The sequence below is a fragment of the Micromonospora sp. WMMD730 genome (assembly GCF_049178955.1).
Taxonomy (GTDB): Bacteria; Actinomycetota; Actinomycetes; order Mycobacteriales; family Micromonosporaceae; genus Micromonospora; species Micromonospora wenchangensis.
Window position 1 is genome coordinate 74394 of the sequence record NZ_JBMHML010000002.1, and the last position, 26636, is coordinate 101029.

A 26636-nucleotide genomic window follows, 5' to 3' on the forward strand; every position below is an offset into this window, starting at 1 on the left:
CGTTTCCGCCCGCGCCGATCCGACTCCGGTGTCCGGCCGGGTCGGTGTCGGCCGGCTCTGCCATGCTGGGCCGGTGACGGTGACCTGGCGACACCTGCCCGCCCCGGCCCGCGAGATCGCGGTGGCCGCCACCGCGGCGGTCGAGGCCGCCCAGGCGCGCGACAGCGCCGCGTACGACGGCGCGGTGCCCCGGCTCGCCGGTGCCGACCGCGCAGGGCTGGTCCTCGGCGGGGTGGTCCGGCTTTTGCTGGAGCAGGCGCACCCCGACGGGCTCGACAGCGACGACGTGCGGCAGGTGCTGGAACGCTGCGTCCGCGCCGCCGCCACCTGGCGACCCGACGTCGACCCGCACGTGGTGCTGGTGCTGCTGGCCGGGGCGCTCGGCGTCTACGATCCGGGCGACGACGACACCCCGCCCGACCCGGCCGCCGTCGCCGCCCACGTGCCGCTGCTGGTGGTCGACCTGCTCGCGGTGACCGGCGTCCCGTTCGCCGGGTGCCTGGACGCGGCGTTCGCCGAGGTCGCCCGCACCGAACGCCACGACGACTGACGACGCCCCGCGGCGCGGCGGGTCAGGGGCTGGCGGCGAGGAAGACGAACGCGGCGAGCAGCACCAGGTGCACCCCGCCCTGCAGGACGGTGGCCCGGCCCGGCACCACGGTCAGCACCCCGGTGACGACGGTCAACGCCAGCAGGGTCAACTGGGTGCCGGCGAGGCCGAGCAGCAGCGGCCCGTCCAGCCAGATCGAGGCGAGGGCGATCGCCGGGATGGTCAGGCCGATGCTCGCCATCGCCGAGCCGAGCGCCAGGTTGAGGCTGATCTGCACCCGGTCCCGGCGGGCCGCGCGGGCGGCGGCCAGGGTCTCCGGCAGCAGCACGAGCAGCGCGATGACCACCCCGACGAAGGACTGCGGCAGGTTCGCCGCCGCGACCCCGGCCTCGATGGTCGGTGAGACGGTCTTCGCGTCACCGACCACGGCGACCAGGGCGACGAGGAGCAGCACCACACTCGTCACCGCGGTACGCGTCGACGGCGGGTCGGCGTGCCCGTCGCCGTCGGCGTCGGGCACGCTGCCGTCGCTGGTCACCGGCAGGAAGTAGTCCCGGTGCCGGCCGGTCTGCACCATCACGAACAGCCCGTACAGGGCCAGCGACGCCACGGCCGCGAAGGCGAGCTGGGCGGGGGAGAACTCGGGGCCGGTCTTGCTGGTGGTGAACGTCGGCACCACCAGGCTCAGGGTGGCGAGGGTCGCCACGGTGGCCAGCGCCCCACCGGTGCCCTCCGGGTTGAACACGGCCACCCGCCGCCGGAGCGCGCCGAGCAGCAGTGAGAGCCCGAGGATGCCGTTACAGGTGATCATCACGGCGGCGAAGACGGTGTCCCGGGCCAACGCCTGGGTCTTGTCCCCACCACTGATCATCAGGGTGACGATCAGGGCGACCTCGATGACGGTGACCGCCACCGCGAGCACCAGCGAACCGTACGGCTCACCGACCTTGTGGGCGACCACCTCGGCGTGGTGCACGGCCGCCAGCACCGCGCCGGCCAGCAGGAGGGCCACCACCGCCACCAGCAGACCCGGCAGTTCGCGGTTCCAGGTGACGAGCAGCAGCAGCACCGCGAGGACGGGTACCACGATCGTCCAGTCGGACATCCGGGGGCGGAGCAGCGCGGGCATGCCGTACACCCTGCCAGGAAAACCGGGTCGTCGCGCCGCGCCGGGCGGCGGACGCCACCGCACCCGGGGTGGTCACCGTGTCGGCTCGACCACCACCGCCTCGCCCGGGACGCCCCGGTCGACCTCGACCGGCGGGTCACCCGGCCGCCGCCACGACCGGTAGTGCCGGAAGGCCATCGGCAAACCCCGGGCGGCGTACGGGTCGGCGGCGTCCATCACCTGCAGGTGCAGGTGCGGCTGGGTGGAGTTCCCCGAGTTGCCGCAGTCGGCCAGCTCCTGCCCGACGTCGACCGGGTCGCCCACCGCCACCCGGAGCGACCCGGCGCGCAGGTGGGCGAGCAGGACGTACCCCCGACGCCCGGCCAGTTCGACGATCACGTGGTTGCCGGCGACGGCGCCTGCGCCCCGGCGGACCCGGGCCGCCTGGGTCAGGGCGTAGGCCAGCAGCGTCGTCGGCGACCGGCGGGCCTCGTGGTCGGCCTCCCCGTCGTGCACCGCCACCACCCGGCCGGCGGCGGGGGCCAGGATCGGCCGCCCGAAGGCGAGGAAACGCTGCGGCGGCTCGGTCGCCAGCAGCGTCCGCCAGTCCCGGACGGTCGCCGTCCGTCGCCCCCGCACCGCCACGAAATCCATCGCGTACGTGGTGGCGAAGAGGTCGGTGCCGTGGCTGGGCACCCGCCGGGCGGGGCTGTTGCGCACCAGCCAGGTGCCCCGGAACGGCAGGGCGAGCACGACCGGGCCGGGGATCGACATCGGGCTCCTCCACGGGTGGGAGGCCAACGGTACGACGCCACGGCCACCCGGTATCCCGGGGGCGAATCCGGCCCGGTCGTGATGTTCCACATCGGCCGGACAATTCTCCCCGGAAAAACAGTACGCGCGTTCCGAATGGTCGGGCCGGCGCGGTGGCGTTCAGTCCATGACCCGACAGGCCAGCTTATTGCCGAATGTCAATTAATAGATGATGCTCTCGATGGAGAAACGTTCTCCAATTGTCGAGAGGACGCAGATGAACAATTCGCTCCGCAGAACCCTCGCCCTGGTCGGGGTGGGTGTCGTACTTCCGTTCTTGGCCGCGCCGGCCGACGCGGCAGCACCGCGACCGCTCAGCGTCGAGGCGGTGGCGGCCATGACGCCGGAACGACAGGCCACGGTCCTCGAACCGCTGCGACTGGCGGCCGACGCCGTGGCCCAGGTCGGGCAGGGCACCCGGGCGGACATCTACACGCAGGTCGAGATGGCCGCCGACTACCGGTCGGTCAACGTCTACCTGACCGACGTGCGGCAGGGACGCGCCTTCATCGCCGCGGTCCGCCGGGTCAACCCCAAGGTGGACACCCGGCTGATCAACGTGGTGCAGAGCAGGAAGTCCCGTCAGTAGCTCCGTAAGGAGATCACCGCCCTCACCGAACGCACCGACCTGCCCTTCACGGTCGGCCTGGCGGGCAGCTCCGTCGACGGCAGCGTCATCGAACTCGCCGTGGACGACGCCCAGGCCGCGCACGCCTACCTCGCCTCGCCGGCCGTCGCGCAGCGGCGCGCCGCCGCCGACGCCACCGAGATCCGCGTCCGGCAGGCACCCCCGTCGAAGCCGCTGAGCCGCTGGAACGACACCTCCCCGTTCTACGCGGGAGCAGCCCTCGGACCGGCCTACGGAAGCGAGGCATACTGCACCAGCGGCATCCCCGCCGTCAGCACCTGGGACGGCCGGCAGTGGCTGGTCACCGCCGGCCACTGCTACAACGTCGGTGACAACGTCTCGGCGGCCGGCGGCAATTACATCGGCCAGGTCAAATACAAGCGGGCCGATCTCGACTCGGTATTCATCGAGGCACCGACGTACCGGTACACGTGGGACGGCCTCGACGCGACCGGCTACGCCCGCTATCTCAACGGCGTACGCAATGTGGCGGTCGGCGATTTCACCTGCCAGCTAGGATACAACTCGAAGGTCGTCTGCAACATCAGGACGGTCTACGCGGGCAATGCCAGCTGGGTCGTGAATGGCACCACCGTCTGGGGCAGCTACGGCGTGCCGAACGGCGGTGGCATCGTCGGTCGCGGTGGCGACAGCGGCGGGCCGGTCATCTACCTCAACGACCCCAACTCCCGCCAACTCAACGGCATCGTCAGCGTCGGCTACGGCTGCGGCGCGTCCGGCTGCACCACCGGACTGGGCTGGGTCGACGTGTGGACGATCTTCAACGGCTTCTCCATCAAACTGAACCCGTCCTGACCTGACCAACGGGGTCCGGTGGGCACGGGTGACCGTGCCGCCGTCGTCCCCGACTGCGCCAGGGGCCACTCTCCGTTGCTGGGAGTGGCCCCTGACCTCGGGCTGAGCCGTCTCACCACGGCACCTTTCCGCCGTCGTCGAAGAACCCGCCGCTGGGGCACTCCCGCCCCGACGTGGCCAGCCGCACCACCACCGCCGCGCCCTCGGCCGGCGTCCGGGACAGCTGAAAGGGCAGCCCCTTGGCGAAATCCGTGTCACACGCGCCCGGCGCGATCGCGTTGACCAGGATTCCGTCCCCGGCGAGCGCCTTCGCATACTGCACGGTCAGCATGTTCAACGCCGCCTTGGACAACGGATAACCCAGCGACGCCGGCATCCGGCTCAGATAGTGGGTCGCGTCGGTCGTCCACGTCATCGACGACGTGCCACTGGACACGTTCACGATCCGCGCCCCGGCCGAGCGGCGCAGCAGCGGCAGCATCGCCTCGGTCACCGTCACCACCCCGAACAGGTTCGTCTCGAACACCTCCCGGATGCCGTCCAGCCGGGCCGCCCCCGGTGCCTGCGCCGTCAGGTCGCCGCCGATCCCCGCGTTGTTGACCAGGATGTCCAGCCGGCCGAACCGGGCCCCGATCTCCTCGGCGGCAGCGGCGACCCCGGCCGGATCGGTCACGTCCAGCCGGATCGCCGACGCGCCCTCGATCTTCGCCGCCGCCTCCGCTCCCCGCTCCGGGTCCCGGGCACCGACCAGCACCGTGATCCCCAACTCGGCGAGGCCTTCCGCGACGGCCCGCCCGATCCCCTTGTTCGCGCCGGTCACCAGCGCGATGCGTGCTCCACTCATGCCCCGAGCCCATCACCGGCAGCGCCTGCGGACCAGGACCGAAGCGGTCCGTGGCGATACCTTGGCGGTATGGATGAGGTCGAGACGCGCGAACTGCGTTACTTCGTCGCGGTCGCCGAGGAGCTGCACTTCGGCCGCGCCGCACAGCGCCTCGGCATCGCCCAGCCACCCCTGTCCCGAGCGATCCGCCTGCTCGAACGCCGAATGGGTGTCACGCTGCTGGAACGCACCAGCCGCGCGGTCCACCTCACCCCGCCCGGCGAGGTGCTGCTCACCGAGGCCCGCGGCGCGCTCAACGCGGTCGAGGCGGCGATCCGGCGTACCCGAAAAGCCGCCGAGACCACCCCGCGCCTGACCCTGGCTCTCAAACCCGGCGGCGACGCCGGACTGCTGCGCACCATCCTCGACCGCTACGCGGCATCTCCCGGCGCCGTCCCGGTCGACCTCGCCTTCCGGGTCGGCGAACGCGCCGCCATGGTCCGCGACGGCCGTGCCGACCTCGCCCTGCTGCACCGGCCGCAGAACGACCTGACCGGCCTGGACAGCGACGACCTGCACACAGAGGGTCAAGTCGTGCTGCTACCCGAGGGCCATCGGCTCGCCGGACGCGCCACCGTGTCGATGGCCGACCTGCACGGCGAGCCGATGCCCCGCTGGCCCGAAGCCCGCCCCGGCGTCACCGGCCACCCGGTCGCCGACAGCAACCAGCTGCTGCACCTGATCCAGCTCGGCCGCCTGATCGCGGTCGTCCCGGAATCGGTGGGCGAGTACCTTCCCCCGGGCCTGATCAGCCGCCCCGTCCTGGACGCCGACCCGGCCACCCTGGTTCTCGCCTGGTCGCAGACCAGCACGTCGCGCGAGGTCGCCGCCTTCGTCCGCGCCGCGGTCACCGCCTGACACCGGCTCACCGCCGCAGCGACACACGCGCAGCACCTGCGCGCCGACCAGGTCGGGCACCACGTCGACCCCGCGCAGCCGTACGGACCTGCTTGTACGTCATTGCTGCAAAGCACCAGAGGGCACATCCATGGATCGGATGTGCCCTCTGACCTCTGGTCGGGGTGGCCGGATTCGAACCGACGACCTCTTCGTCCCGAACTGCCGGCGCGCCGGTCGGGTCGGGTGTTGTCCGAGGTCATCCGGCCTGCTGGGGCTCGTCCGGGTCGGGTGTGGTCGGTTCGGTTGCTGTACTCCGCTGCTGTACTTCTTCCGCCGAGCGCAGGACGTTGCGGGCGGCGGTCCCCACCGGGCAGCCTGCGACCCGGCAGATCGGACAACGACCGTCAGGTCCGGGCTGGTGATCGCGGAGGAGGGCACGGGCGGTGAGGATCAGCCGGTTGCGGATCTGCGCCAGGGACAGGTGGGGACCGGTCACCGTTCAACCCGTTCCGAGCATGTCGACGAGTTGGGTGATCGTTGCCGGGGCGTCGGGGTCGCGGGCGACCTGGGCGAGGATGTCCCTGCCGGCTGGTCGATGGTGGATCTCGGCCGGTGCGGTCCGGTGGGCCTCCATCAGGACCCGGCCGGCCCTGACCGGGTCGTCGGCCTGGAGGTAGGCGCGGGCAACGTCGATCAGGTACGCGGCGCGGTGTTCGGCGGGCAGCCACCGCCAGCCATCCCGCACGGTCACCTTCTCGTGCCAGGCCACGGCCGTCTCCGCGTCGCCCAACTCCACCGCCACGATGATCCGGGCCAACTCCACCGCCGTCGCCCCGAACCCTGTCCGGTGATGGTCGTGACCATCTCCCACCTGTGCCGCAATCTCCGCAGCCTCATCGACCAGCTCGACGGCGGCGCGGTCGTCCCCTATGCAGGCAGCGGCCAGGGCAGCCTGCACCAGCAGGGTCCCGCACAGAGACAGCTCGGCAGGAGGGCCGTACTCGATCACGGGTGGGGCGATCCGGTACGCGGCGGTCAGCATCACCGACTTCGCCACCCGCGCCCGTCCCGAGCCGCGCAACACCTGACCGAGCTGCACCGCAGTGGCCGCCACCAACACCCGGTCACCGGTGGCGGCGGTCATCGCCCGGTCGACCGCCAACCACGCCACGTCGAAGGCACCGAGCTTCACCAGCAGCGACGCCGTCACCCGGTACGCCTCCACCAGCGGCACCCGCCCCGCACGGGGATCGTGGGCGTGGGTGCGCTGCGCGTCGGCCACCAGCTCCGGCACCAGGTCGACCACCTGCGGGTAGCGGGCATGCTGGAAGGCCGTCCATACGTGCGCGGTCTCCCGCGTCAGCCTCTCCACTGTCAGTACCGGTCGGCGGGTGTTCGGACGCGCTAAGGCGATCTCGTACGTCGTCAGGGCCGCGCGGATCCGTTCCACACCCTCGGCGCGCTCGGTCACCCCGGACGGCTCAACGTGCCGGCCGAGCAACACCCCCGGCTCGATCCGCAGGACGGCGGCGATGTCCTGGAGCGTCGACACCTTGTCCAGCGACCGGACACCCCGCTCGACCTTGTCCACCCAACTCTTCGACTTACCCAGCCGATCGGCCAACACCTGCTGGGAGAGCTTCCGCCGTCCCCGCCAGTACGCCACCCGACGACCGACCGGCAACAGGTCAACGCTGTCCACGACGCCACCGTCGATCCGGCACTGCCCGATCCGTCTCCTCCGCCGGTATCCGGTCCGCCTCGGCCTGCGCGAGGATCCGCTGCCGAGCCGCCTCCCGTTCCGCCTGCTGGATCTGCTCGCCCCTGGACTGGTCCGGAACGTCGCCGCTCATTCCCGCCTCCACAGTTAGAGAGGGCGCGGCGACACTGCTCTCGGGGGGATCGCCGCCGCCGCGCCCGGCTGGCGACGTGGCCAAGCCCGGTCGTCGCACCGGCCGCGCTGACCACGTCTGGTGTCTACTCTTGTGATCCCACGACTACGCTCGGAAGTGGCTCGATGCTTTCAGGACCTTTCACAGGGGCTCCGATGGATGACCTCGGCGCACAACTGAGGCAGGCTCGTACTGAGGCAGGCGTGACGCTGGCCTCCATCGCGGCCCGCACCAGCTACTCGGCTTCGCACCTGAGCAACGTCGAGTCGGGACGTCGGACCGCGACGCCGGACATCGTGCTCGCCTACGCGCGAGCGTTGGGAGACCCGGACGTGAGACGCAGGCACCTTCTCCAAGCCGCCACCATCGGCCCGATCGCCGCCAACGAGCTGATCCGATCCGGCTTCACCGCAGCCCTCGCCGGCCGACGGGACAGCGAAGACCGCTGGCGCGACCGGGTCGAGCAGTACGGCCGGGACTACATGGAGATCGGCGCGGACAGCCTTCAGAGCAGGCTTGCCAGTGACCTCGTCGTCCTGCAACAGCAGCTCGACTCCCCGACGATGTGGGCGACCGCCGCCCGCGCACTCACCACCTACGGCAAGACCACCAAGGACCCGACCGAGGCGATCGGCTGGTACGACACCGCCCGGATCGCCGCCGACCGCTCCGGCGACCTCGCTGTCCGGGTCTGGGTACGTGGTCGGGCCGCCATCGCCCTGGCCTACGAAGGCGCGGCCCTACCCGTCGCCAAGCGGTACGCCGACGAGGCCATCGCCCTTTCCGACCGACCCTCGCTCGGACGTCTCCAGGCGCTGATGGCCCGCGCACACGTCGCCGCCGGACGAGGCGACATCGGCGGAGCCACCACGGCCGACGAGGACGCACGACGGATCTTCGACCAGACCGCCTCACCAGACGAGGAGATCTCCGACGCCGCCGTACCCGCCTGGCGTATGGCCACCTTCCGGTCGATGCTCTACGCCCGACTCGGCATGGTCGGCCCCGGCGAGCAGGCCCAGACCGATGCCGACCGGCTCCGGCCGCCAGCGCTGACCCGGTTCGCCACCCACATCGAGCTGCACCGGGCACTCATGATGGCCAAGTCCGGGGATCGGTCCGGGGGACTTGCGTATGCCCGACGAGCATGGGCGACGCTGCCAGCAGACCGCCGCTCGCAAACCCTCGGACTGGTGCTGCAAGAAGTGGAGAGAGCTGCACGCAAGCCAGCCTGATCCCCGCTGGGGGGATGCGGTCTCAACTTGTCGATCGCCGTCGGCCGGTGACGGCTTGCACCGATGAGCAGGGCTCGGGCGGTGCCCCTCGATGTCTGGGCTTGGCCGCCATGAACGCTGGCGCTGCCTCTTCGCTGCCTCGCTGCCTGACGTCTCACTGACACTCTTGTGCACCGCATCCACACTTGTCGGGAACGGCTGAGCAAGAACCTCCCTCTTCACCATCGCTCGGCACCGTGTTGTCGGTGGTCGTCACCGTCCGTGTCGGCAGGCGTGCCGCTCCTGGCAAGAGTCATCGGGTCCGCAGAAGTACATGCTGTCAGAGGGCTCGTCCCGCGCTCCTCGGACGGACCTCTGCGGAGACACCCCGAGTGCCTGATCGCTCCGCCTTCCTCCAACTTCACGGCAAACGCAATATTCTAGGGAAGTTCTGACACCCGCCACAGTCGTGGCCTTACACCTTGCCTGCCGGGCACCCCACCCCTGATCATGGTTCCCTAGTTCGAGAGATCGTGCGCCCACCCATGAGCGAGGCAAGGACAGGAGGCGTTCACTGTGAGTGCTCACACGAAAATCTCGGTCACGTTGCCTAAAGCAGGCGTCCGCACCCGCTGCACTACGTCGCCTGCACTTGCGGAAGGAATACCTAATGGATGAGCGCCCGCTGGGCCCAATCGTTTCCATGCGACTCTGCAATTTTCGTCGCTTCGAGGACACCGGGGATCTCAGGTTTGCGAGGGTAAATTTCCTTTTTGGCAAGAACAGTAGCGGGAAAACGACCCTCTTGCGCGCCCCACTACTCCTCAAGCAACTAGTGAGCGAGCGGAGCCTGGTTAGCGGCATTCCATTCTCGGGCCCGTACGTCGACTTTGGCTCTTACCCCGAAGCAGTTCTGAATTCAGAACGCAGCAGGGATATCCGCTTGTCGTATGAAATTGAATCGACCCGAGGCGGCTTTCGTAGAATACCCCGCATGCTGGCCAACGAATTCCCCGACGGCATCACTTCACTTCGGATCGAGATCGACCTCCACTGGAACGCAAGAAGTGGGAAGGCCCAATATAATTCTATCCACATTTCCGAGCCTAACTACAATAAGCTAATCGTTGACCTCAGGCGTCTAGGGCCAGATCGCGTACGAGTGGAGATGCCGTCAGCAGGTGGCGGACGGGTCCTTCAAGGCGGAGAGCTAAATCTTGCCACTCTTCGCAGCCTAACATTCGAGCTTGAGCCAGACGAGAAGTTCAATAGCAATGCGTTGGAAATATTCCTTTTTACCCTCTCGCAAGCACTGACAGATGCAACCAGGCGAATCGTTCACATTGGCCCCCTTCGCGACATGCCGGAACGCGCATACCGGATCGACCAACTGTCCACCTCTGGCGGGTCCACAGAGCACGTAGTGGGCATGCTGGTCGACAAGCCAAAAGCTATCGCGGCCGTATCTCGCGCCCTCCGTCGACTTGGTATTGCGAAGCAGGTCGACGTTGTGCGACCCGCACCGGGTTACGCTGGAATCGTCTTGAGCGATGTTTCTAGCTCCCGGAAGGATAACTTGGCGGACGTGGGCTTCGGTGCATCTCAGGTGCTGCCAATCCTGGTGCGCTTGGCGTTGGCTCCACCACGCGCGCTCGTACTAGTCGAGCAACCCGAGCTGCACCTCCATCCCGAGGTGCAAGGCGCGCTTGCCGAAGTTATGGTCGACATTGCAATCGATCGCAATCTTTCATTGTTCGTTGAGAGTCATAGCGAAAATATGCTTCTGCGACTGAGACGCCTGGTGGCTAGCGGCGTTGTCGAGCCGGAAGTAGTCAAAGTCTTCGTGACAGATAGCGGTGCAGTTTCAGAGGCCGCGATTAGCGCAAAAGGCCGTATCGACACGAGCGCCTTCCCTGCAGGATTCTTCGAGGAGGAATGGGAAGAGGCGATGGGAATTATTGCTGCCGGCGGGCGCCGCCCGTGACAATCCTTATCGCCTTCGACACCTGCGCTTTAATGAATATTGATCGCGGCGATAATGACGAGGTGATGGTCAGGGTCGACTTAATCAATAGAATCTATCAAGGCTTTATATCCGGCACGATTGCCTTATTGTTCGATCATGGCGGCCAGGTTCATAGAGAGTACTCGGAGAATCTTCTGCCTGACTCCATGGGGCGCAGATTATCTGTAGCAGCGGCCAAGCAAGGGGCTGTCGAGTACGCATCAGAGACCCCCACGAAGAAATGTTTGCAAGGCCTAAGGGACTGCTCTTTCGATCGGAGTGATATCGCTTTCGTTTCTATCGCTCACCACGCGAAGGGAATCTACGTAACATCCGAGGAGAAACACCTGGTAGTGAAGCAACGCCAGTGCGTAAGTCGTAGCTGCGGCGTCAAAGTGCTGTCCATCGGGGAACTTCACAAACTCCTAGTTCAGAAAAGTCCGTCGTAAGAGGCGCGCTTGGCACCTAGCTGGTACCCCACGCTGGTCGCGCATGCTCCTAGGCTGGCGGCATTGATGGTTGGTTGCCGACGTTCAGGGTGTCTTACGCCTCTTATGTAACTCGCCCCCTGGCGTCAGCAGCCGTCCGCCATCGTGCACTCTGGTTATCGCTCAGTTAGTCACTCATCCACCTTGCCCGAGCGTGGAGCCGACTGCTGGAGCGCGGGAAGCGCGACGCTTCCGCTGGAATTTCCGCCGCCAGGCCAGCGCCCGGGCCTTGAGTTGACTCAGACGACTCTGCTCCGTCTCTCGGACGGCAAGATCTGCCCGCAGCCCTGTCCGGATGCGCTCCAGGTCATCCAAGGTCAGTCCCGCTACTGATTGCCACTCCACTTCGTCGGCCTTCTTCAGATACGCAAGCTGAATCAACAGCATTCGATGTCGTGACCTCATGCCGTGTCTGACCCCGACCGACAACTGGACTTGAAATCGCTGGCTCGCAACGAGTTCGGCTCGTGGAAGAGCTTCGTCGATCTTTTCGTCCCAGCGGCCCCACTCATCCATCTCTGCCTTGACCTTGGAAAGCGTCTCGGGAGTCACCTTGTAGTCCATAAGCTTGAGCGATGTATCGATCAACCGAAAGGAGCTATAGCACCTGTCCACTGCCTCAAGGACGTCGGCGTATGCCTTCAGCCGTTGTTCCCTGGTCCAGTTGAAGGACTCTCGCGATTCGTTGGCCTGAGCGCCGTAGCGCACACCGAGCAGGGCCGCGCCAGCGGCGACGAAAGGTGGCATCAACGTTTGCCAGTCCATGCTCATGCACAGTACAAGGGAAAGTCCCGCCAGCGCGGCTTGCTGCCATCCCGTCTGCCGTCGACCCGCCCTCCTGGGGAGCGGGCCGCCGCCCGGCCCGCCACGTCAAGCGGACCTTGACGGCCCGTACGGACGCTGGCGGGTCGGGCGGTGGTCTGCTCGGCTTGCCCGGGTCGATGGCGGGCGGGATGGCTCCCCACCGCCACCACCCACGGACCGCGAGCCGCCGACGGACCCCCGGCCATCCTGGAGCCGGAGCGCCCCCGCCGGAGGCGCAGTAGCCGCCACCCCGCCACCGGCCCGGCAGCCGCCGACGGACCCGGCGTGCGCTCTCCTACGCCGCGCGGACTGCTGGCCGCGCGGCCCGGCCGGCTGCCGGCCCACCACCCCACCGGACAACGGCCTGTCGTGCTGCGGCGGCCCACCGGGCTTCCCGCTGTCCGCGCCAGCAGCCGGGCGTGTTGCGTGACCGGAGTCGGAGCGCCAGCGGAGCGACGGGCGCGCGCCCTGGCGGCGGCGCGTGCGGCCCGTTCAGGGCCGCCTTGATAGACGTACAGAAAGTCCTCCCACCCGGGCTGGCAGCCATGCTGTCGTAGCCTCCCGGGGTGAACATCTACGAGGATCCGCCGCTGGTGTCACACGGCCTGGCGGATGAGGTGCTTACTGCTGCTCTTGGGGGCAGGGGCAAAGCGCTTTCGCCGAATTCGGTGTTGGTAGGGCTGGCGCTCTACGACGACGACCGCCTCTTCGTCGAGCGATGGTGCTACCGGATCGCGCAGGATTGCGCTGACCTATGGCTCGTCGCCACGGCGTCGCTTTGCCTGGGTCACCTCGCCCGACGCTTCGGATATTTGGAGCCCGCGTCAGTCGTGCTCGTCCGCGAGCTTGCCGAGCGGACGGACCTTGACGGCCGGGTCTTCTCCGCTCTGGAAGACGTGACGTTCTTCCTTGAGGAGTTGCCCAACCGGAGGAAGGCGGAATAGGGCAACTAGGCCGAACGTCAAGCATGTCCCGGGACTGAACCGTGAAGCATGGGGTGGGACCAGACAGGCGGCAATCCGGGTCGAGCGCCTTCGAGGCGGGGTTCACGGCGGGTTGACGTGTCGATACCCGGTGCTACTCTGGCCCACGTCGAGCACGCCAGCGCGGCCTTCCCGCCGGATCGCTGAACTCGACTTCGGAGTAACCGAGCGGCCTTCCTGCCGCTGACGCGGGTCACGTCCCGCCGGCCTTGATCGCACCGGCCACTACGCCGACCCGGAATCCACTGAGCGGCCCCGCACGGCCTTTCCTGCCGTCCACGATGGCCCTCGGATTCACGCACCTCGCCGGGTGGGGATCGCCTGCGGCAACCACCGGAAGCCGACGACCAGGCACCCCACCCGTCCCGGCATCACCCAAGATCCAGAAACCCAGCTCAACGGCGGTAGACGGCCCGATGGCCAACCCCGCCCTCCGGCGTGAGCCGCCCTCTCCGGCGGTGCCAGGAGACACCACGAACACCACCGACGGACACCGCTCCAGCGTCCGGTGGCAGTTCGTCGCCCGTCCCCTGCCACCCATGAGGAGAGAACCGTGTCCACCCTCACCGCCGGCCGTGACGCCCAGGCCCTGCGCCGCGCCGCCGCCCCGGACTACTTCGGCTGGCTGGAGCACACCCGCGCCGCCGGAGGCTGCACCCGTCCGATCCGCCTGGCCGGCACCCTCACCGCCGTCGAACCCGGCACCGGCCGGGTCCTGGCCGAGCAGCACACCGACGAACTGCCCGACCGGACGCTCTACAAGGCGTGCGGCAACCGCCGTGCCGCCCAGTGCCCCGACTGCGCCTGGGTCTACGCCGGCGACGCCTTCCAGGTCGTCCGCTGCGGCCTGACCGGCGGCAAGACCATCCCCACCACCGTCAGCGCGCATCCGGTCGTCTTCGCCACCTTCACCGCCCCGTCCTTCGGCCCGGTGCACCACCGGCACATCCCCCGACACACCTGCACACGCCGACGTCGCTGCGACTGCCGCCCCGCACCCTGCCGCGCCCGGAGCACCGCCAGCACCTGCCCACACGGGCGGCCCGGGGCCTGTTTCACCCGCCACGACGCCGACGATCCGCAGCTCGGTCGACCGCTCTGCCTGGACTGCTACGACCACGACCACCAGGCCGTCTGGAACCACTTCTCCGGCGAGCTGTGGCGCCGCACGAAACAGGCCATCGAACGCCACCTCACCGCAGTGTGCCGCCGACGCGGCATCCCCCACGTCCAGGTCACCACCGACTCCGGCCGGCTGCGGCGGGTGCCTCCGATGCGGGTGTCCCACAGCAAGGTCGCCGAGATGCAGCGCCGGGGCGCGGTGCACTTCCACGTCCTGCTGCGCCTCGACGGCGTCGACCCGCACGACCGGCACGCCCTGGTGCCGCCGCCGGCCGGGATCACCGTCGACGACCTCGACGCCGCCGTCCACGCCGCCACCCGACAGATCACCGTCACCACCCCGCCGCACCCCGACCGCCCGCAGGGCTGGCAGGTCGCCTGGGGCGAGCAGGTCGACGTACGCCGCATCGGCACCAGCGACGGCGACGTGACCGACGCCAAGGTGGCCGCCTACCTCGCCAAGTACGCCACCAAGTCCACCGAGGTCACCGGCCACTGCTCCACCCGACTCACCCCGGACACCGTCGACGCCTACACCGACCCAGAAGGCGACCACCTCGCCCGCCTCATCGACGCCTGCTGGCGACTCGGCCGCCCCACCCGGCACCACACCACCCGGACAGCCGGGAAGACGAAAGACAGTCAAGGCGACCTTGACCCCACATTCAACCCCTACGCGGGGCTGCGCCGCTGGGCGCACATGCTCGGCTACGGCGGTCACTTCCTCACCAAGGCCCGCCGCTACTCGGTCACCTTCGGCCTGCTCCGCGACACCCGCGCCGCCTACCGCCGCACCGAGCACACCGGTACCGCCGGCAGCGACGACACCGTCGGCACGGTCACCGTGGGCACGCTGGCCTTCGTCGGCTCCGGCTGGCTGACCGACGGGGACGCCCTGCTCGCCAACACCGCCGCCGCCCAACGCCGCGAACGCCAACGCGTCGGCCGGGAGGAACTCGCCCACGAGGCGTGGTCGGGGGTGGCGGCATGACCCGGCACCTCACCCCACGCTGGTACTCGCCCGCCGAGGTCGCCGTCCTGCTCGGCTTCGGCCTGTCCAAGGTCAAGATGAAGATCGCCACCGGCGAGCTGCGCTCCATCAAGGACGGCAAGTACCGCCGCATCCTGCCCGAGTGGGTCGACGAGTACGTCCGCGAGCAGGTCCAGCGGCAGGAGGCCGCCTGATGCCCGCCCGTACCCGCGCCAACGGCGAAGGCTCGATCTTCCCCTACCGCAACGGCTTCGCCGCGTACGTCTGGGTCACCAAGCCGGACGGGAAGCGGACCCGCAAGTACGTCTACGGCCCGACCCGGGAGGTCGTCCACGACAAGTGGATCAAGCTGCACCGGCAGGCCAAGGTCGGGCCGGTCGCCACCCGGGTGCCGACCCTCGGCGACTACCTGACCTACTGGCACCGGGAAGTGGTGCGCCCCAACCTCGCGCCGCTGACCTGCGCCACCTACGAGACGATCCTCCGGCTGTACGTGATCCCCGGCCTCGGCGGGAAGCGGCTCGACCGGCTCCAGGTGCGCGACGTACAGACCTGGATCAACGAGGTGGCCCGCGCCTGCCAGTGCTGCGCCCAGGGCAAGGACGCCCGCCGCGCGGAACTGAAAAGGCGCTGCTGCGCGCTCGGCCGGTGCTGTGGTGACGTGCCGTCCGCCCGCACCGTCAAGGACGTCCGAGGTGTGCTGCGTTCGGCGCTCAACCATGCCGCCACCGAGGAGCTGGTCACCCGCAACGCCGCCGCCCTGGTCAAGCTCCCACCGGTCCGCCGCCGCAGGGGTCGGGCGTGGACCAGCGACGAGGCGCGTCGCTTCCTGGAGTCCGCGCGGGCCGACCGCGACCCGTTGTACGCCGCGTACGTGCTGATCCTGGTGCTCGGCCTGCGCAAGGGTGAGGTGCTCGGCCTCACCGGGGACGCCGTCGACCTGGCGGCGGGGGAGTTGTCGATCGGCTGGCAGTTGCAGCGGGTCGGCGGCCAACTGCTGCACCGGGAGACCAAGACGCAGACCTCGGACGCCACCCTCCCGCTGCCGGACATCTGCGCGGCGGCACTCGACCTCCGTCAGCAGGCGAGGAAGCACGACCGCGACCAGGCGGGCATCGCCTGGCAGGGCTCGCCGCTGCTGTTCACCACCCGCTACGGGACCCCCATCGAGCCGCGCAACTTCAACCGGTCCTGGGACGCCCGCTGCGCCCGCGCCGGAGTTCGGAAGATCACCGTGCACGACGCCCGGCGTACCTGCGCGACCCTGCTCGTCGACCTGGACGTGCACCCGCGCGTCATCATGCAGGTGCTCCGGCACGCTGAGGTGTCGGTGACGATGGAGATCTATTCGCAGGCGTCCTCGGACGCCACCCGCGACGCCCTCAAGCGGCTGGGGGAGAGCCTGCGCTGACGCCGCTGCTGTACTTCACTGCTGTACAGAAGCACTAGAGGGCACATCCATGGATCGGATGTGCCCTCTGACCTCTGTCGGGGTGGCCGGATTCGAACCGACGACCTCTTCGTCCCGAACGAAGCGCGCTACCAAGCTGCGCCACACCCCGAGGCGTGCGGTGAAATAGTAGCCCACCCGCTCCGCCGATCAAACTCGGTACCCCCCGCTCCGGCGACGGCCAGGCCGGCACCCGGCCCTGGCCTGCCCACCCCCATGATCAGATTGCCGAAATGACGACGACACGCCGTCACGACTGCGCGAAACGGCAATCTGATCATGGGGGTGGAGCGGTGGAGGCAGCAGAGCAGGGGGGCGGCAGAGCGGGGATCAGCGGGGGGTGAGGGTGAGGATGCTGGCCTCGGGCGGGCAGGCGAAGCGCACCGGGGCGGTGGGGTGGGTGCCGAGGCCCGCCGAGACGTGCAGCCAGGAGTCGGAGCCGGGCCAGCGGTGCAGGCCCTTCGCCATCGCCCGGGGCAGCCCGCAGTTGGTCACCAACGCGCCGTAGCCGGGTACGCAGACCTGACCGCCGTGGGTGTGCCCGGCCAGCAGCAGGCCGAAGCCGTCGGCGGCCATCTGGTCGAGCAGCGCCGGTTCCGGGGCGTGGGCGAGCGCGATGGACAGGTCGGCGGTGGGGGTGACCGGGCCGGCGACGGCCGGGTAGTCGTCCTGCCCGATGTGCGGGTCGTCCACGCCGACCAGCTCGACGAGGCGGCCACCGGCCTTGATCGAGGTACGCGCGTTGTTGAGGTCCGCCCAGCCGGCCCCGGTGAGGACGTCCCGCAGTTCCTCGTACGGCAGGGCGGCGCCCTCGGTGTACTCCCGGCCGGGCAGGAAGTAGGTGAACGGGTTCTTCCAGACCGGCCCGGTGTAGTCGTTGGAGCCGAAGACGAACGCGCCCGGATAGTCGAGCAGCGGTTGCAGGGCGCGCAGCACCCCGGGCACCGCGTCGGGGTGGGCCATGTTGTCCCCGGTGACCACCACCAGGTCCGGGTCGAGGGCGGCCAGCGACGCCACCCACTGCTGCTTGCGCCGCTGGTCGGGCATCATGTGCAGGTCCGACAGGTGCAGCACGCGCAGAGGCTCGGCGTCGGCCGGCAACACCGGCACGTCGTACCGGCGCAGGGTGAACATGTTGCGTTCGACGAGGGACGCGTACGCCAGTGTGGCCGCCCCGGCGGCGACGGTCCCGGCGGCGAGGCCGAATAGTGTGCGCTTTCGCATGCCGACCAGGGTAGTTTGACCGTCCATGAGCACGCTGAAGGACCGCCTGACCGCAGACATGCGCGCCGCACTCAAGGCGCGCGACGAGCTGACCACCTCCACGTTGCGGATGGCGCTGGCCGCCGTCGGCAACGCCGAGGTCGCCGGCAAGGCCAAGCGCGAGCTCTCCGACGACGAGGTGCTCGCGGTGCTGACCAAGGAGGCGAAGAAGCGCCGGGAGGCGGCTGCCGCCTTCGCCGACGCCGGTCGTGCCGAGCAGGCCGACAAGGAGACCGCCGAGGGTGCGGTGCTCGACCGCTACCTGCCGAAGCAGCTCTCGGAGCAGGAGCTGACGGAGCTGGTGTCGGGGGCGCTGGCCGCGGGCGGCTTCACCGAGAAGTCCCAGATGGGCCCGGCGATGAAGGCGGCCCAGGCCGCGGTGGCCGGTCGGGCCGAGGGCGGTCGCGTCGCCGCCGAGGTACGCCGACAGCTCGGCCTCTGACCCACATTGGCTCTGGTCGGTTCGATGGCTCCGGTTTGTCAATTCAATTTTGATTACCGGGAGTGTTCGTAATTGACTGTTGCGGTGACGGCTGATTCGTGGAAGGCTCGTTTGGCCGGCTTGACATGCAACGGGGGCGTGATCGATACCGGTTGAGGACATGACCCTCGTTGCCTCGACCATCTGAGGTGACTATGAAGCCGTTGGCTGTTGCTTCCCTATTCATTTCGACGTGCATGGGTGCCGTCGTCGTGCCGTCGGCGGCGTCCGCCGACATCTCCATCCAGGCCACCTGCTCTCGTACGGTCAACGTGGCGAGCAGTGCGTACAGCACGTCCGATCCCATCGCCATGCCGTCGACCGGCAGCACCGCGTCGAGCACGAGCTGTGGAATGGCGCAGGGTGCCAACAGCAGCGCTGTCGGTGCCCTGCAGCGGGCGTTGAAATACTGTTACGGTGCCAGCATCACCGTGGACAACGATTTCGGCCCTGCGACCAAGTCTGCCCTCGTCTCCGCTCAGAAGCGGGAGGGCATCACCGCAGACGGAATCTATGGTCCGCAGACCCGGTCGAGCCTCACCTGGCGCACGGTGGGTGGTCGGTGCGACGAGGCTGCGAACCCCATCTACACCTGATTGTTTGAGTTCCGTTTACCGTGAATGCGGAACGGGCGGGCACCCCGTATGGGGTGCCCGCCCGTCGGCGTCGGTAGGGGTCAGTTGCCCGGTGGACGGCCCGGTGGGGTGCCAGTGTTACCCGGCCCGTTCGGCCCGTTCGCGGTGCTGCCGCCGCCGCTGCTCACCTCGATGGTGACCACGCCGCCCTTGATGGTGCGGCCGTTGGGGCTGGTGCCGGCGACGGAGCCGGCCGGGCAGTCCGAGGCGATCTTGTTGTCGGAGACGACGACGGAGAAGCCGGCTTCCTTGAGCTTGCCCCGGGCACCGTCCACCGACTGGCACTTCACGTTCGGGATGGAACGCTGGTCACCGTTGATGATCTTGCCGTTGGGTGGGGTGAACTCGATGCCGGGCTTGCCCTTCATGGCGTCCCGCAGCGTCTGGTAGACCGCCGGGTTGATGCCGGTCGGCGTCTCGTCGTGACCCATCCGCTGGTTGGTCTGCGGCCAGTCCGGGTCGGCCATGATGCCGGCCACCGCGAACTGCTTGGTCATCACCACCAGGGCCGAGGTCTTGTCGCCGTCGGTGGTGCCGGACTTGCCGGCCACCGGCTTGCCGACGATGCCCCGGACGTTGCGGGCGGTCGCCCCGACGCACTTGGAGACCGACGACCGGTCACCGACCGGGCAGCGGGCCGCGTCCACGGCGGCCCGGGCCACCTCGGTGGAGATCCGCTGCTCGCAACGCGGGTTGGCGACGTCGAGCTTGTTGCCCTCCGGGTCCTTGATCTGCTGCACCGGGATCGGCTCGCAGAACTTCCCGTCGGCCGCCAGGGTGGCGTAGGCGTTCGCCAGCTCCAGCGGGGTTGTCTGGGAGACACCCAGGGTGAACGCGCCCCACTGGTTGGCGCCGCCCTCCTTGGTGGCCCGGCGGGCGTCGTCGCTGCTGCGGAAGGTGATGCCGAGCTTCTGCGCCGCCTTGATCACGTTCTCCGCGCCGACCTGCTGCTCCAGCGGGACGAAGTAGGTGTTGACCGAACTGCCGAAGGCGGTCCACATGTTGTGCACGCCGGCCATGCTCGCCGAGGCGTTCTTGGGGCAGTAGAAGTGCGTCCCCGGGCAGGCGGCCGGTGAGTTCTGCTGGACGATGTAATCCGACTTGAAGACCGGCGGCGAGTTGATCGGGTAGGCGAGCGGGATGCCCTTCTCCAGCGCCGCCACCATGGTGAACATCTTGAACGTCGAGCCGGCCTGGTAGCCGGTGATGCCCTGGCCGCCGCTGAGCAGCGGGTTCACCGTGTTGGGGTAGTTGCCCCGGATCTTCTTCTTGGCCTTCTTGGGGTCGCTGGAGTACTTGTTCTGCGGCTTCTTCGGGTCATCGATCTTGAAGTTCCGGTTCACCGACAGCGCGCGTACCCGACCGGTGCCCGGCTCGATCGCGGCGACCATCCGGGCGGCCTTGCTGTTCACCCCGAGGTTCTTGCGGACGGCCCGGTCGGCGCCGTTCTGCGCCTGCACGTCGAGCGTGGTGGTGATGGTGTAGCCGCCGCTCTTGAGCCGCCGCTCCCGGTCGTACGTGGTGGAGCCGAAGGTCTCCTGCGAGAGCCACCAGCGGTAGAAGAAGTCGCAGAAGAAGCCCCAGTCCTTCTGGTTGGTGGCGACGCAGCCGTTCGGGGTGCGCTTGTCCTTCACCACCAGCTTGGTCGCCTTGGCGGCGTCCCCCTCCTGCTGGGTGATGGCCTGCGTCTTGACCATGTTGTCGATGACGTAGTTACGCCGGTCGAGCGCGAGCGGGTAGCCGCTGCGGGTGGTCGGATCGTTGGTGGTGGGCGCCTTGACCATGCCGGCCAGCAGCGCCGCCTCCTCGATCTTGAGGTTCTTGGGCGACTTGCCGAAGTACACCTGGCTGGCGGCGAAGACGCCGTACGCGCCGTTGCCGAAGGAGGCGAGGTTCAGGTAGCGGGTGAGGATCTCGTCCTTCGAGAACTCCTTGTCGACCTGGAGGGCCAGCCGCATCTCGCGGATCTTGCGGGAGCTGGTGTCCTCGGTCGCGGCCACCACGTCGGCCGGGTGGGTGGCCGAGTAGGCGATGGCCAGCCGGACGTACTGCATGGTCAGGGTGGACGCACCCTGCTGCGAGTTGGTGCCGGACTGGTTGTTGACGAAGGCCCGCGCCACGCCGTTGATGTCCACGCCGTTGTGCTTGTAGAAGTCGTGGTCCTCGGCGGCGATGATCGCCTTCTGCATGTACGGGGAGATGTCCGCGAGCTTCACGTCGCGCCGGTTCTCGTCGTACATGGTCGCCAGCGGGGTCTTGCCGTCGTTGGCGAGCAGGTAGCTGATCTGTGGCGCGCGGGCCACCGTCAGCTCCTTGGGTAGCGCTCCGAAGGTCTCGGCGCCGGCCTTGGCCGCCAGGCCGGACATCGCCACCGCGGGGAAGGCCGCCGCCGCCACCACCACACCGGCCAGCAGGCCGCAGATCAGTAGCGATGCGGCGTTGGTGAAGACATTGTGGTCACGTTTCCGCATCCAGGTCACCTCGACAGGGTACGCGAGTAGGGAACGAGGGGCGCCGGGGCGTTCTTTCCCCATTTCCTGCGCGCGCCGACCTCGTTGTGCTAAACGCACGACCCCCGCTGCGAGGTTGCGGGTTACCGCGCCGAGTCTCCACCGATCGGTGGAGCCCGCGCAGCGTTTTCACGTACTCCGAGGGGGTAAGCGGCGATCGAAGGCCCGGGAAGCCGGGACTGTCCGGAATGTTGGATTTCGCCGACAACGTTGCGTAATCATGCGACTACAGAGCATGATGGTGGCGGCGACACGAGCCACACGTCGTCCGTGCCTCCTTGGGGAAGGAACGGGCCGGACGACCGGGGGGAACGACGGCTGGTCGCACGAGTCGGTTGGTACTGCAAGGGGGGACGTGTACAGATGGGGATGATCACTGACTGGCCGTCGCTGGCGGCGTGTCAGAACGGGGACCCGGACGCGTTGTTCGTACAGGGCGCCGAGCAGAACGTCGCGAAGCGGATCTGCCGAAGCTGCCCGGTGCGGTACGAGTGCCTGGCCGACGCGCTCGACAACCGCATCGAGTTCGGCGTGTGGGGCGGCATGACCGAACGGGAGCGCCGTGCCCTGCTGCGCCGGCACCCGCAGGTGGCGAGCTGGCGCAAGATGTTCGAGGCGGCGATGAAGAAGAACGCCAAGGACCGCAGCGGCAAGGACAAGATCCTGGTCACCGCCGCCGGTTGAGGCCCGACCGTGGTCCGACCGGACCACGGTCTTCCCCGGCGCGGGCCCGGACGGGTGGACCGGCCCGCAGGTCAGGGGTGGCTGATCGCCGCGCCGATCGTCCGCAGCCCGTCGACGTCGTGCACGTCGGCGGGCTGCGCCGTCACCGACACCGTCGGCACCGCCGGGAACGCCTCGGTGAACCGCCGGGCCACCTGCTGCTCGCGGGCCGCCTGCTGCGCCAGCGCGGCGTGCGCCCGCAGCACGTCGACCGTGGCGTCGTGCCCACCCAACTCGACCAGCCGGTCGGCCGCCGCCCGGCTCGTCGCCGGGTCCAGATCCACCGCCGGCCGGTGCACCCGGTTGAGCACCAGCCCGGCCAGCGGCATCCGCTCCGCGCCCAACCGCCCGGCGAAGTAGGCCGCCTCCCGGACCGCGTCCGGCTCCGGCGTCGCCACCAGCAGGAACGCCGTCTCGCCGGCCTGGAGGATCCGGTACGTCTGCTCGGCCCGCTGCCGGAACCCGCCGAACATCGAGTCGAGGGCCGCGACGAAGCCGGAGAGGTCGGTCAGCAGCTGCGCCCCGAGCACCTTCTGCACCACCCGGGAGAACATCCCGAAGCTGGCGGTGACGAAACTGAACATGCTCCGCCCCCCGCTGCGGGCCGGGGCGAGCAGCAGTCGCAGCATCCGGCCGTCCAGGAAGCGGGAGAGCCGGGCCGGGGCGTCGAGGAAGTCCAGCGCCGAGCGGGACGGCGGGGTGTCCACCACGATCAGGTCCCACTCGCCCCGGGCGTGCAACTGGCCGAGCTTCTCCATCGCCATGTACTCCTGGGTGCCGGCGAAGGTGGAACTCATGGCCTGGTAGAACGGGTTGGCGAAGATCTCCGCCGCCTTCGCCGGGTCGGTGTGCTGGAGCACCACGTCGTCGAAGGTGCGCTTCATGTCCAGCATCATGGCGTGCAGCTCACCGCCGCCGGCCTCGACGTCGATCCCCTTGACCCGGCGGGGGGTGTTGTCCAGCTCGGTCAGGCCGAGCGACTGGGCCAACCGGCGGGCCGGGTCGATGGTGAGCACCACCGTGCGCCGGCCGTGCCGCTCGGCCGCCCGCAGCGCCAGCGCCGCCGCGGTGGTCGTCTTGCCCACCCCGCCGGCGCCACAGCAGACCACGATGCGCACGCCGGGGTCGGCGAGGATCTGGTCGACGTCCAGCACGGGCGCCGCGTCTTCGGAAGGCACCAATCGAGCGTATCGGGCCGGTGGGGTCCGTGCGCCCGGGCCGACGTGAGGTGTGCGTCAATCCGCCCGACGGAGGATCTCGGCGAACGCCGCCAGCCCGGCCGAATCCACCCCGTCGGGCAGCAACGGCAGCTCGGTCACCGGCCGCCCCAGCTCCACCAGGTCGGTCCGCAGCGAATCCTCCAGCTCCCGCCGTACCCGCTGGTCCCGCGCCTCGCCGGCCAGCCCGGCCACGGTCGCCTGGTCGGTCGGCAGGCCGGCGGCGGCCAGCCCACGTCGCAGCTCCGCCCGGGTCACCTCGCGGCCGGTGGTCGACGGCGGGCGGGCCGCGTTGACGATCACCCGGCCCACCGGGAAGCCGAGCTGGGTCAGCTCGGCGATCGCGTCCACCGTCTCCTGGACCGGCATCTCCTCCAGCAGCGTCACCACGTGCACCGCGGTCATCGGGGAGCGCAGCAGCGCCGACACCCCGTCGCTCTGGGTCTTGATCGGGCCGACCTTCGCCAGCCGGGCGGTCTCGGCGGTGACGTTGAGGAAACGACCGATCCGGCCGGTCGGCGGGGCGTCCAGCACCACCGCGTCGTACACCCGGCGCTGGCCGGCGGTGCGGGTGGTGGCCTCCTTGACCTTGCCGGTGAGCAGCACGTCCCGCAGGCCCGGGGCGATGGTGGTGGCGAAGTCGATCGCGCCGAGCTTGCGCAGCGCCCGACCGGCCGCGCCGAGCTTGTAGAACATGTCGAGGTACTCCAGCAACGCCTCCTCGGCGTCCACCGCGAGGGCGCGCACCTCGCCGCCGCCTGGGGCGTCGACGAGGTGCCGCTCGGCGTACGGGAAGGGTTCGACCCCGAAGAGCTGGGCGATGCCCTGCCGGCCCTCCACCTCGACCAGCAGGGTGCGGTGGCCGCCGGCGGCCAGGGCGAGCGCCAGCGCCGCCGCCACGCTCGTCTTGCCCGTGCCGCCCTTGCCGGTCACCACGTGCAGGCGGGACGGCCATCCGGTACCGGCCGGGTCGGCCGGCCGCTCAGCTGCTCGCACCGGTCGAGCCTATCCACCCCGCGCGCTCAGCCGACCTCGCAGACCCACCAACCCGTCTTCCGTACGACGGTGAACCGCAACGGCTGCTCGGCGATCTTCTCGTCGGCGGTGGTCATGGTGAGGGTGGTGGAGACGGTGGCCCGGTCCCCGTTCTGGCTGTCGACCGTCGGACTGGACCAGCGGAACCGCGGGTTGATGTAGGTGGTGGCGTACTTCTGCACCTCGGCCACCTTGGCGTTGATCTTCTGCGGGTCGCGTGATTCCGCGCAGACGAAGTTGGCCGCCCTGCCGGCGTCGCGTTCCTGGTAGACGGCGGTGAGGAAGCCGTCCACCGCCACCGTCGGCTCCTTGGCCCCCTCGCCGCCCTCGGTGTCGCGCAGGGTCAGGAAGGCGAGCGTCCCGCCGCCGCCGCAGAGCACCACGGCCGCCGCCAGCGCGAGCCAGGCGGCCAGCGGGCCGCGTCGCCGCGCCGGGGTCGCCGCCCGGTACCCGGGGTGACTGGTCGATGGCGGCGCGCCGACACCTGACGGGGAGAGGCCGGGAGCGGTCGTCCCGCCCGGGTCTGGTGGGTCGTGCCGTGGCGGTGGTCCGCCTGGCGATCCGCTCGCGCCACCGAACGGTGGATGGGTCATGTGGTCCCCCGGGGGATGGGGCGCCGTCGCCGCCCCTGGCGACGACGCGGGTACGGGCGCGGCGGGCGACCCCTGATCGCCCGTCCGAGGCGCAAGGGTAACGGTCGATGGGCGGCGCGTGGCGGACCGCTCACGACCTGCTGTGGATCGCGATCGTTTTTCGGATCAGGCGAGTGTCGCATATGTGACTTTGTGTGATCAACCGTGCGCGTCCCGTTGTCCCCGTGTCGGGCGGGGTCCTACGTTCGTCCGGGTGTGGGGGAGCGGATCGGGTCGGCACCCGGTCCGGACGGCGGTCATTCATGGTACGAGGCCGGAGGAAGGTACATGCGCGACGCGGAGAACATCGCCCGAGCCCACTTCTCAGCATCAGGAGACCGGGGGAGGCGGGGAGGTTCGGCCGGTGACGCGGACGCCCCCGGCACGGGGCTGCCGATGAACGAGCGCTCCTACCGGCGCTGCGCCGAACCGACCGAGGTGCTGCGGATGCTCGGCCGCCCCGGTGACCGTGGCCGGGACGACGAGGAGCCCGGCTACGTCATCCACCTGCCGATCCGGGTGGCCGATCTGGCGGCGGCGACCGCGCTGGCCGGCACCGTGGCCACCTCGCTGGGTTTCCTCGTCGAACTCGACGCCGGCGAGACCACCGTCTCCACCGCCGACGACCAGAACAACAGGCACCGGGTCTTCTGCGACCTGCTGCTGCCCGACCGGTCCCGCTGCCCCCAGCCGTACGACCACGCCGGGCAGTGCGGCGAGCTGCCCACCGCCCCCGAGCAGCGTCCCGCGCCCCGGCCGGCACCCGGACCGTAGGCTGTCGACGACACAGTCCACGCCAGGCAAGGGAGCCTTCCACCGATGCAGAAGTGGGAATACGCCACGGTCCCGCTGCTGGTCCACGCGACCAAGCAGATCCTCGACAACTGGGGCGAGGACGGCTGGGAACTCGTCGCCGTGATCCCCGGCCCGAACCCGGACCAGTTGGTCGCGTACCTCAAGCGGCCCAAGGGCTGAAGGGACCGAGGATGAGCAACGGACCCCACGCCAAGCTGGCCGAGCTGGGCCTGGCCCTGCCCGAGGTGGTGCCGCCGGTGGCCAGCTACGTCCCGGCCGTGCAGTCCGGTCAGCACGTCTACGTCTCCGGTCAACTGCCCGTCGCCGAGGGGAAGCTGCTCGCCACCGGCCAGGTCGGCGCGGGTGTCTCGCCCGAGCAGGCCAAGGACCTCGCCGAGCGGTGCGCGCTGAACGCCCTCGCCGCCGTCGACTCGCTGGTCGGCCTGGAGAACATCGTCAAGATCGTGAAGCTGACCGGCTTCGTGGCCTCGGCGCCGGGCTTCCACGGCCAGCCGGCCGTGATCAACGGAGCCTCGGACCTGCTCGGCGCGGTCTTCGGGGAGGCCGGCCGGCACGCCCGCTCCGCCGTCGGGGTGGCCGAGCTGCCGCTGGACGCCCCGGTCGAGATCGAGTTGATCGTCGAGGTGGCCTGACCGCGTCGCCACTCCCCGCGAGCTGACCCGACCGGTCGGTCGAAAGCCGTGAAGGACCACAAAACCAGTGGGCCGGTTCGGCAAGATCGCGGGGAGTGGCGCACA

At 69.4% G+C, this 26636-nt stretch carries 26 protein-coding genes and 1 tRNA gene; 16 read left to right on the top strand and 11 right to left on the bottom strand.

Features of this window, described 5'->3' with window-relative positions; all coding sequences use genetic code 11:
* The first annotated feature begins 73 nt into the window (after positions 1-73).
* Positions 74-550 (top strand): hypothetical protein, encoded by a 477-nt coding sequence (locus tag ACN265_RS00370; protein ID WP_420117565.1) that lies wholly within the window; start codon positions 74-76, stop codon positions 548-550.
* 22 nt (positions 551-572) lie between these two features.
* Here the strand turns inward: ACN265_RS00370 and ACN265_RS00375 are convergent, their stop codons facing one another.
* Both ACN265_RS00375 and ACN265_RS00380 read right to left on the bottom strand, forming a co-directional pair.
* Positions 573-1679: a calcium:proton antiporter gene (locus ACN265_RS00375; protein WP_204927025.1), complete on the bottom strand. Its 1107-nt coding sequence runs from the start codon at positions 1677-1679 to the stop codon at positions 573-575.
* Positions 1680-1751: 72 nt separating this feature from the next.
* On the bottom strand, positions 1752-2432 hold the full coding sequence (locus ACN265_RS00380; RefSeq protein ID WP_421405690.1) for a M23 family metallopeptidase: 681 nt from the start codon (positions 2430-2432) through the stop codon (positions 1752-1754).
* Positions 2433-2688: 256 nt separating this feature from the next.
* Between ACN265_RS00380 and ACN265_RS00385 the strand changes: the two genes are divergently transcribed.
* A complete protein-coding gene (locus ACN265_RS00385; protein WP_421405691.1) occupies positions 2689-3060 on the top strand; it encodes a hypothetical protein in 372 nt (123 codons plus the stop codon).
* A gap of 99 nt (positions 3061-3159) precedes the next feature.
* Positions 3160-3915 (top strand): hypothetical protein, encoded by a 756-nt coding sequence (locus ACN265_RS00390; RefSeq protein ID WP_421405692.1) that lies wholly within the window; start codon positions 3160-3162, stop codon positions 3913-3915.
* 112 nt (positions 3916-4027) lie between these two features.
* Here ACN265_RS00390 and ACN265_RS00395 read toward each other — a convergent pair whose 3' ends face one another.
* Positions 4028-4759, bottom strand: a complete 732-nt coding sequence (locus tag ACN265_RS00395) for an SDR family oxidoreductase (RefSeq protein WP_421405693.1) — start codon at positions 4757-4759, stop codon at positions 4028-4030.
* Positions 4760-4828: 69 nt separating this feature from the next.
* Between ACN265_RS00395 and ACN265_RS00400 the strand changes: the two genes are divergently transcribed.
* A complete protein-coding gene (locus ACN265_RS00400; RefSeq protein WP_421405694.1) occupies positions 4829-5656 on the top strand; it encodes a LysR family transcriptional regulator in 828 nt (275 codons plus the stop codon).
* Between the two features lie 481 nt (positions 5657-6137).
* On the opposite strand, the gene ACN265_RS00405 is transcribed toward ACN265_RS00400, so the two are convergent.
* Positions 6138-7340 carry a helix-turn-helix domain-containing protein gene (locus tag ACN265_RS00405; RefSeq protein ID WP_421405695.1) on the bottom strand — a complete coding sequence of 401 codons (1203 nt, stop codon included), beginning with the start codon at positions 7338-7340 and terminating at the stop codon, positions 6138-6140.
* 345 nt (positions 7341-7685) lie between these two features.
* On the opposite strand from ACN265_RS00405, the gene ACN265_RS00410 reads away from it, so the two are divergent.
* Positions 7686-8765, top strand: coding sequence for a helix-turn-helix domain-containing protein (locus tag ACN265_RS00410; protein ID WP_421405696.1), 1080 nt, complete (start codon positions 7686-7688; stop codon positions 8763-8765).
* A gap of 973 nt (positions 8766-9738) precedes the next feature.
* Positions 9739-10728 carry an AAA family ATPase gene (locus ACN265_RS00415; protein ID WP_421405697.1) on the top strand — a complete coding sequence of 330 codons (990 nt, stop codon included), beginning with the start codon at positions 9739-9741 and terminating at the stop codon, positions 10726-10728.
* Positions 10729-11372: 644 nt separating this feature from the next.
* On the opposite strand, the gene ACN265_RS00420 is transcribed toward ACN265_RS00415, so the two are convergent.
* Positions 11373-12002: a hypothetical protein gene (locus ACN265_RS00420; protein ID WP_421405698.1), complete on the bottom strand. Its 630-nt coding sequence runs from the start codon at positions 12000-12002 to the stop codon at positions 11373-11375.
* Between the two features lie 605 nt (positions 12003-12607).
* Here ACN265_RS00420 and ACN265_RS00425 point away from each other — a divergent pair.
* The 4 genes from ACN265_RS00425 (at position 12608) to ACN265_RS00440 (ending at position 16548) form a co-directional block, all read left to right on the top strand.
* Complete coding sequence (locus tag ACN265_RS00425) at positions 12608-12985, top strand: hypothetical protein (protein ID WP_421405699.1); 378 nt, start codon at positions 12608-12610, stop codon at positions 12983-12985.
* Between the two features lie 592 nt (positions 12986-13577).
* The gene (locus ACN265_RS00430) at positions 13578-15137 is read left to right on the top strand and encodes a replication initiator (protein ID WP_421405700.1); all 1560 of its coding nucleotides are present in this window, start codon (positions 13578-13580) and stop codon (positions 15135-15137) included.
* The gene (locus tag ACN265_RS00435; RefSeq protein WP_421405701.1) at positions 15134-15331 is read left to right on the top strand and encodes an excisionase family DNA-binding protein; all 198 of its coding nucleotides are present in this window, start codon (positions 15134-15136) and stop codon (positions 15329-15331) included. The genes ACN265_RS00430 and ACN265_RS00435 overlap by 4 nt, the downstream gene beginning before the upstream one ends.
* Positions 15331-16548: a tyrosine-type recombinase/integrase gene (locus tag ACN265_RS00440; RefSeq protein ID WP_421405702.1), complete on the top strand. Its 1218-nt coding sequence runs from the start codon at positions 15331-15333 to the stop codon at positions 16546-16548. The genes ACN265_RS00435 and ACN265_RS00440 overlap by 1 nt, the downstream gene beginning before the upstream one ends.
* A 77-nt stretch (positions 16549-16625) precedes the next feature.
* On the opposite strand, the gene ACN265_RS00445 is transcribed toward ACN265_RS00440, so the two are convergent.
* Together ACN265_RS00445 and ACN265_RS00450 are read right to left on the bottom strand one after the other, a co-directional pair.
* A tRNA-Pro gene (locus tag ACN265_RS00445) sits at positions 16626-16699 on the bottom strand.
* A 218-nt stretch (positions 16700-16917) separates the two neighbouring features.
* Entirely contained in the window at positions 16918-17811 is an 894-nt protein-coding gene (locus ACN265_RS00450; protein WP_421405704.1) for a metallophosphoesterase, read from the bottom strand.
* A gap of 25 nt (positions 17812-17836) precedes the next feature.
* On the opposite strand from ACN265_RS00450, the gene ACN265_RS00455 reads away from it, so the two are divergent.
* Both ACN265_RS00455 and ACN265_RS00460 read left to right on the top strand, forming a co-directional pair.
* On the top strand, positions 17837-18292 hold the full coding sequence (locus ACN265_RS00455) for a GatB/YqeY domain-containing protein (protein ID WP_088643824.1): 456 nt from the start codon (positions 17837-17839) through the stop codon (positions 18290-18292).
* A gap of 194 nt (positions 18293-18486) precedes the next feature.
* Complete coding sequence (locus tag ACN265_RS00460; RefSeq protein ID WP_420115490.1) at positions 18487-18927, top strand: peptidoglycan-binding domain-containing protein; 441 nt, start codon at positions 18487-18489, stop codon at positions 18925-18927.
* An 80-nt stretch (positions 18928-19007) separates the two neighbouring features.
* Here the strand turns inward: ACN265_RS00460 and ACN265_RS00465 are convergent, their stop codons facing one another.
* Entirely contained in the window at positions 19008-21437 is a 2430-nt protein-coding gene (locus ACN265_RS00465) for a penicillin-binding protein (protein WP_421405705.1), read from the bottom strand.
* A 402-nt stretch (positions 21438-21839) separates the two neighbouring features.
* On the opposite strand from ACN265_RS00465, the gene ACN265_RS00470 reads away from it, so the two are divergent.
* Positions 21840-22160, top strand: a complete 321-nt coding sequence (locus ACN265_RS00470; RefSeq protein WP_088643826.1) for a WhiB family transcriptional regulator — start codon at positions 21840-21842, stop codon at positions 22158-22160.
* 71 nt (positions 22161-22231) lie between these two features.
* Here ACN265_RS00470 and ACN265_RS00475 read toward each other — a convergent pair whose 3' ends face one another.
* Genes ACN265_RS00475 through ACN265_RS00485 form a run of 3 tightly spaced genes read right to left on the bottom strand, consistent with a single transcriptional unit; the run spans position 22232 to position 25044 of the window.
* Positions 22232-23380, bottom strand: coding sequence for an ArsA family ATPase (locus tag ACN265_RS00475; RefSeq protein WP_421405706.1), 1149 nt, complete (start codon positions 23378-23380; stop codon positions 22232-22234).
* 54 nt (positions 23381-23434) lie between these two features.
* The gene (locus ACN265_RS00480; RefSeq protein WP_204927045.1) at positions 23435-24412 is read right to left on the bottom strand and encodes an ArsA family ATPase; all 978 of its coding nucleotides are present in this window, start codon (positions 24410-24412) and stop codon (positions 23435-23437) included.
* Positions 24413-24438: 26 nt separating this feature from the next.
* On the bottom strand, positions 24439-25044 hold the full coding sequence (locus ACN265_RS00485; protein WP_421405707.1) for a hypothetical protein: 606 nt from the start codon (positions 25042-25044) through the stop codon (positions 24439-24441).
* Between the two features lie 327 nt (positions 25045-25371).
* Here ACN265_RS00485 and ACN265_RS00490 point away from each other — a divergent pair, with 327 nt between their 5' ends.
* Genes ACN265_RS00490 through ACN265_RS00500 form a run of 3 tightly spaced genes read left to right on the top strand, consistent with a single transcriptional unit; the run spans position 25372 to position 26531 of the window.
* Positions 25372-25857, top strand: coding sequence for a hypothetical protein (locus ACN265_RS00490; RefSeq protein ID WP_421405708.1), 486 nt, complete (start codon positions 25372-25374; stop codon positions 25855-25857).
* 45 nt (positions 25858-25902) lie between these two features.
* A complete protein-coding gene (locus ACN265_RS00495; RefSeq protein WP_088643831.1) occupies positions 25903-26058 on the top strand; it encodes a DUF4177 domain-containing protein in 156 nt (51 codons plus the stop codon).
* An 11-nt stretch (positions 26059-26069) separates the two neighbouring features.
* Positions 26070-26531: a RidA family protein gene (locus tag ACN265_RS00500; RefSeq protein ID WP_421405709.1), complete on the top strand. Its 462-nt coding sequence runs from the start codon at positions 26070-26072 to the stop codon at positions 26529-26531.
* Positions 26532-26636 lie beyond the last annotated feature (105 nt).

Excerpts from the sequence above, each read along its gene's own strand:
- ACN265_RS00395 (WP_421405693.1), bottom strand. The coding sequence starts at position 4,759 with ATGAGTGGAGCACGCATCGCGCTGGTGACCGGCGCGAACAAGGGGATC.
- ACN265_RS00400 (WP_421405694.1), top strand. The coding sequence starts at position 4,829 with ATGGATGAGGTCGAGACGCGCGAACTGCGTTACTTCGTCGCGGTCGCC.
- ACN265_RS00485 (WP_421405707.1), bottom strand. The coding sequence starts at position 25,044 with ATGACCCATCCACCGTTCGGTGGCGCGAGCGGATCGCCAGGCGGACCA.
- ACN265_RS00490 (WP_421405708.1), top strand. The coding sequence starts at position 25,372 with ATGCGCGACGCGGAGAACATCGCCCGAGCCCACTTCTCAGCATCAGGA.
- ACN265_RS00440 (WP_421405702.1), top strand. The coding sequence starts at position 15,331 with ATGCCCGCCCGTACCCGCGCCAACGGCGAAGGCTCGATCTTCCCCTAC.
- ACN265_RS00415 (WP_421405697.1), top strand. The coding sequence starts at position 9,739 with ATGCTGGCCAACGAATTCCCCGACGGCATCACTTCACTTCGGATCGAG.
- ACN265_RS00470 (WP_088643826.1), top strand. The coding sequence starts at position 21,840 with ATGGGGATGATCACTGACTGGCCGTCGCTGGCGGCGTGTCAGAACGGG.
- ACN265_RS00375 (WP_204927025.1), bottom strand. The coding sequence starts at position 1,679 with ATGCCCGCGCTGCTCCGCCCCCGGATGTCCGACTGGACGATCGTGGTA.
- ACN265_RS00410 (WP_421405696.1), top strand. The coding sequence starts at position 7,686 with ATGGATGACCTCGGCGCACAACTGAGGCAGGCTCGTACTGAGGCAGGC.
- ACN265_RS00420 (WP_421405698.1), bottom strand. The coding sequence starts at position 12,002 with ATGGACTGGCAAACGTTGATGCCACCTTTCGTCGCCGCTGGCGCGGCC.
- ACN265_RS00495 (WP_088643831.1), top strand. The coding sequence starts at position 25,903 with ATGCAGAAGTGGGAATACGCCACGGTCCCGCTGCTGGTCCACGCGACC.
- ACN265_RS00435 (WP_421405701.1), top strand. The coding sequence starts at position 15,134 with ATGACCCGGCACCTCACCCCACGCTGGTACTCGCCCGCCGAGGTCGCC.
- ACN265_RS00450 (WP_421405704.1), bottom strand. The coding sequence starts at position 17,811 with ATGCGAAAGCGCACACTATTCGGCCTCGCCGCCGGGACCGTCGCCGCC.
- ACN265_RS00455 (WP_088643824.1), top strand. The coding sequence starts at position 17,837 with ATGAGCACGCTGAAGGACCGCCTGACCGCAGACATGCGCGCCGCACTC.
- ACN265_RS00500 (WP_421405709.1), top strand. The coding sequence starts at position 26,070 with ATGAGCAACGGACCCCACGCCAAGCTGGCCGAGCTGGGCCTGGCCCTG.
- ACN265_RS00465 (WP_421405705.1), bottom strand. The coding sequence starts at position 21,437 with ATGCGGAAACGTGACCACAATGTCTTCACCAACGCCGCATCGCTACTG.
- ACN265_RS00460 (WP_420115490.1), top strand. The coding sequence starts at position 18,487 with ATGAAGCCGTTGGCTGTTGCTTCCCTATTCATTTCGACGTGCATGGGT.
- ACN265_RS00385 (WP_421405691.1), top strand. The coding sequence starts at position 2,689 with ATGAACAATTCGCTCCGCAGAACCCTCGCCCTGGTCGGGGTGGGTGTC.
- ACN265_RS00380 (WP_421405690.1), bottom strand. The coding sequence starts at position 2,432 with ATGTCGATCCCCGGCCCGGTCGTGCTCGCCCTGCCGTTCCGGGGCACC.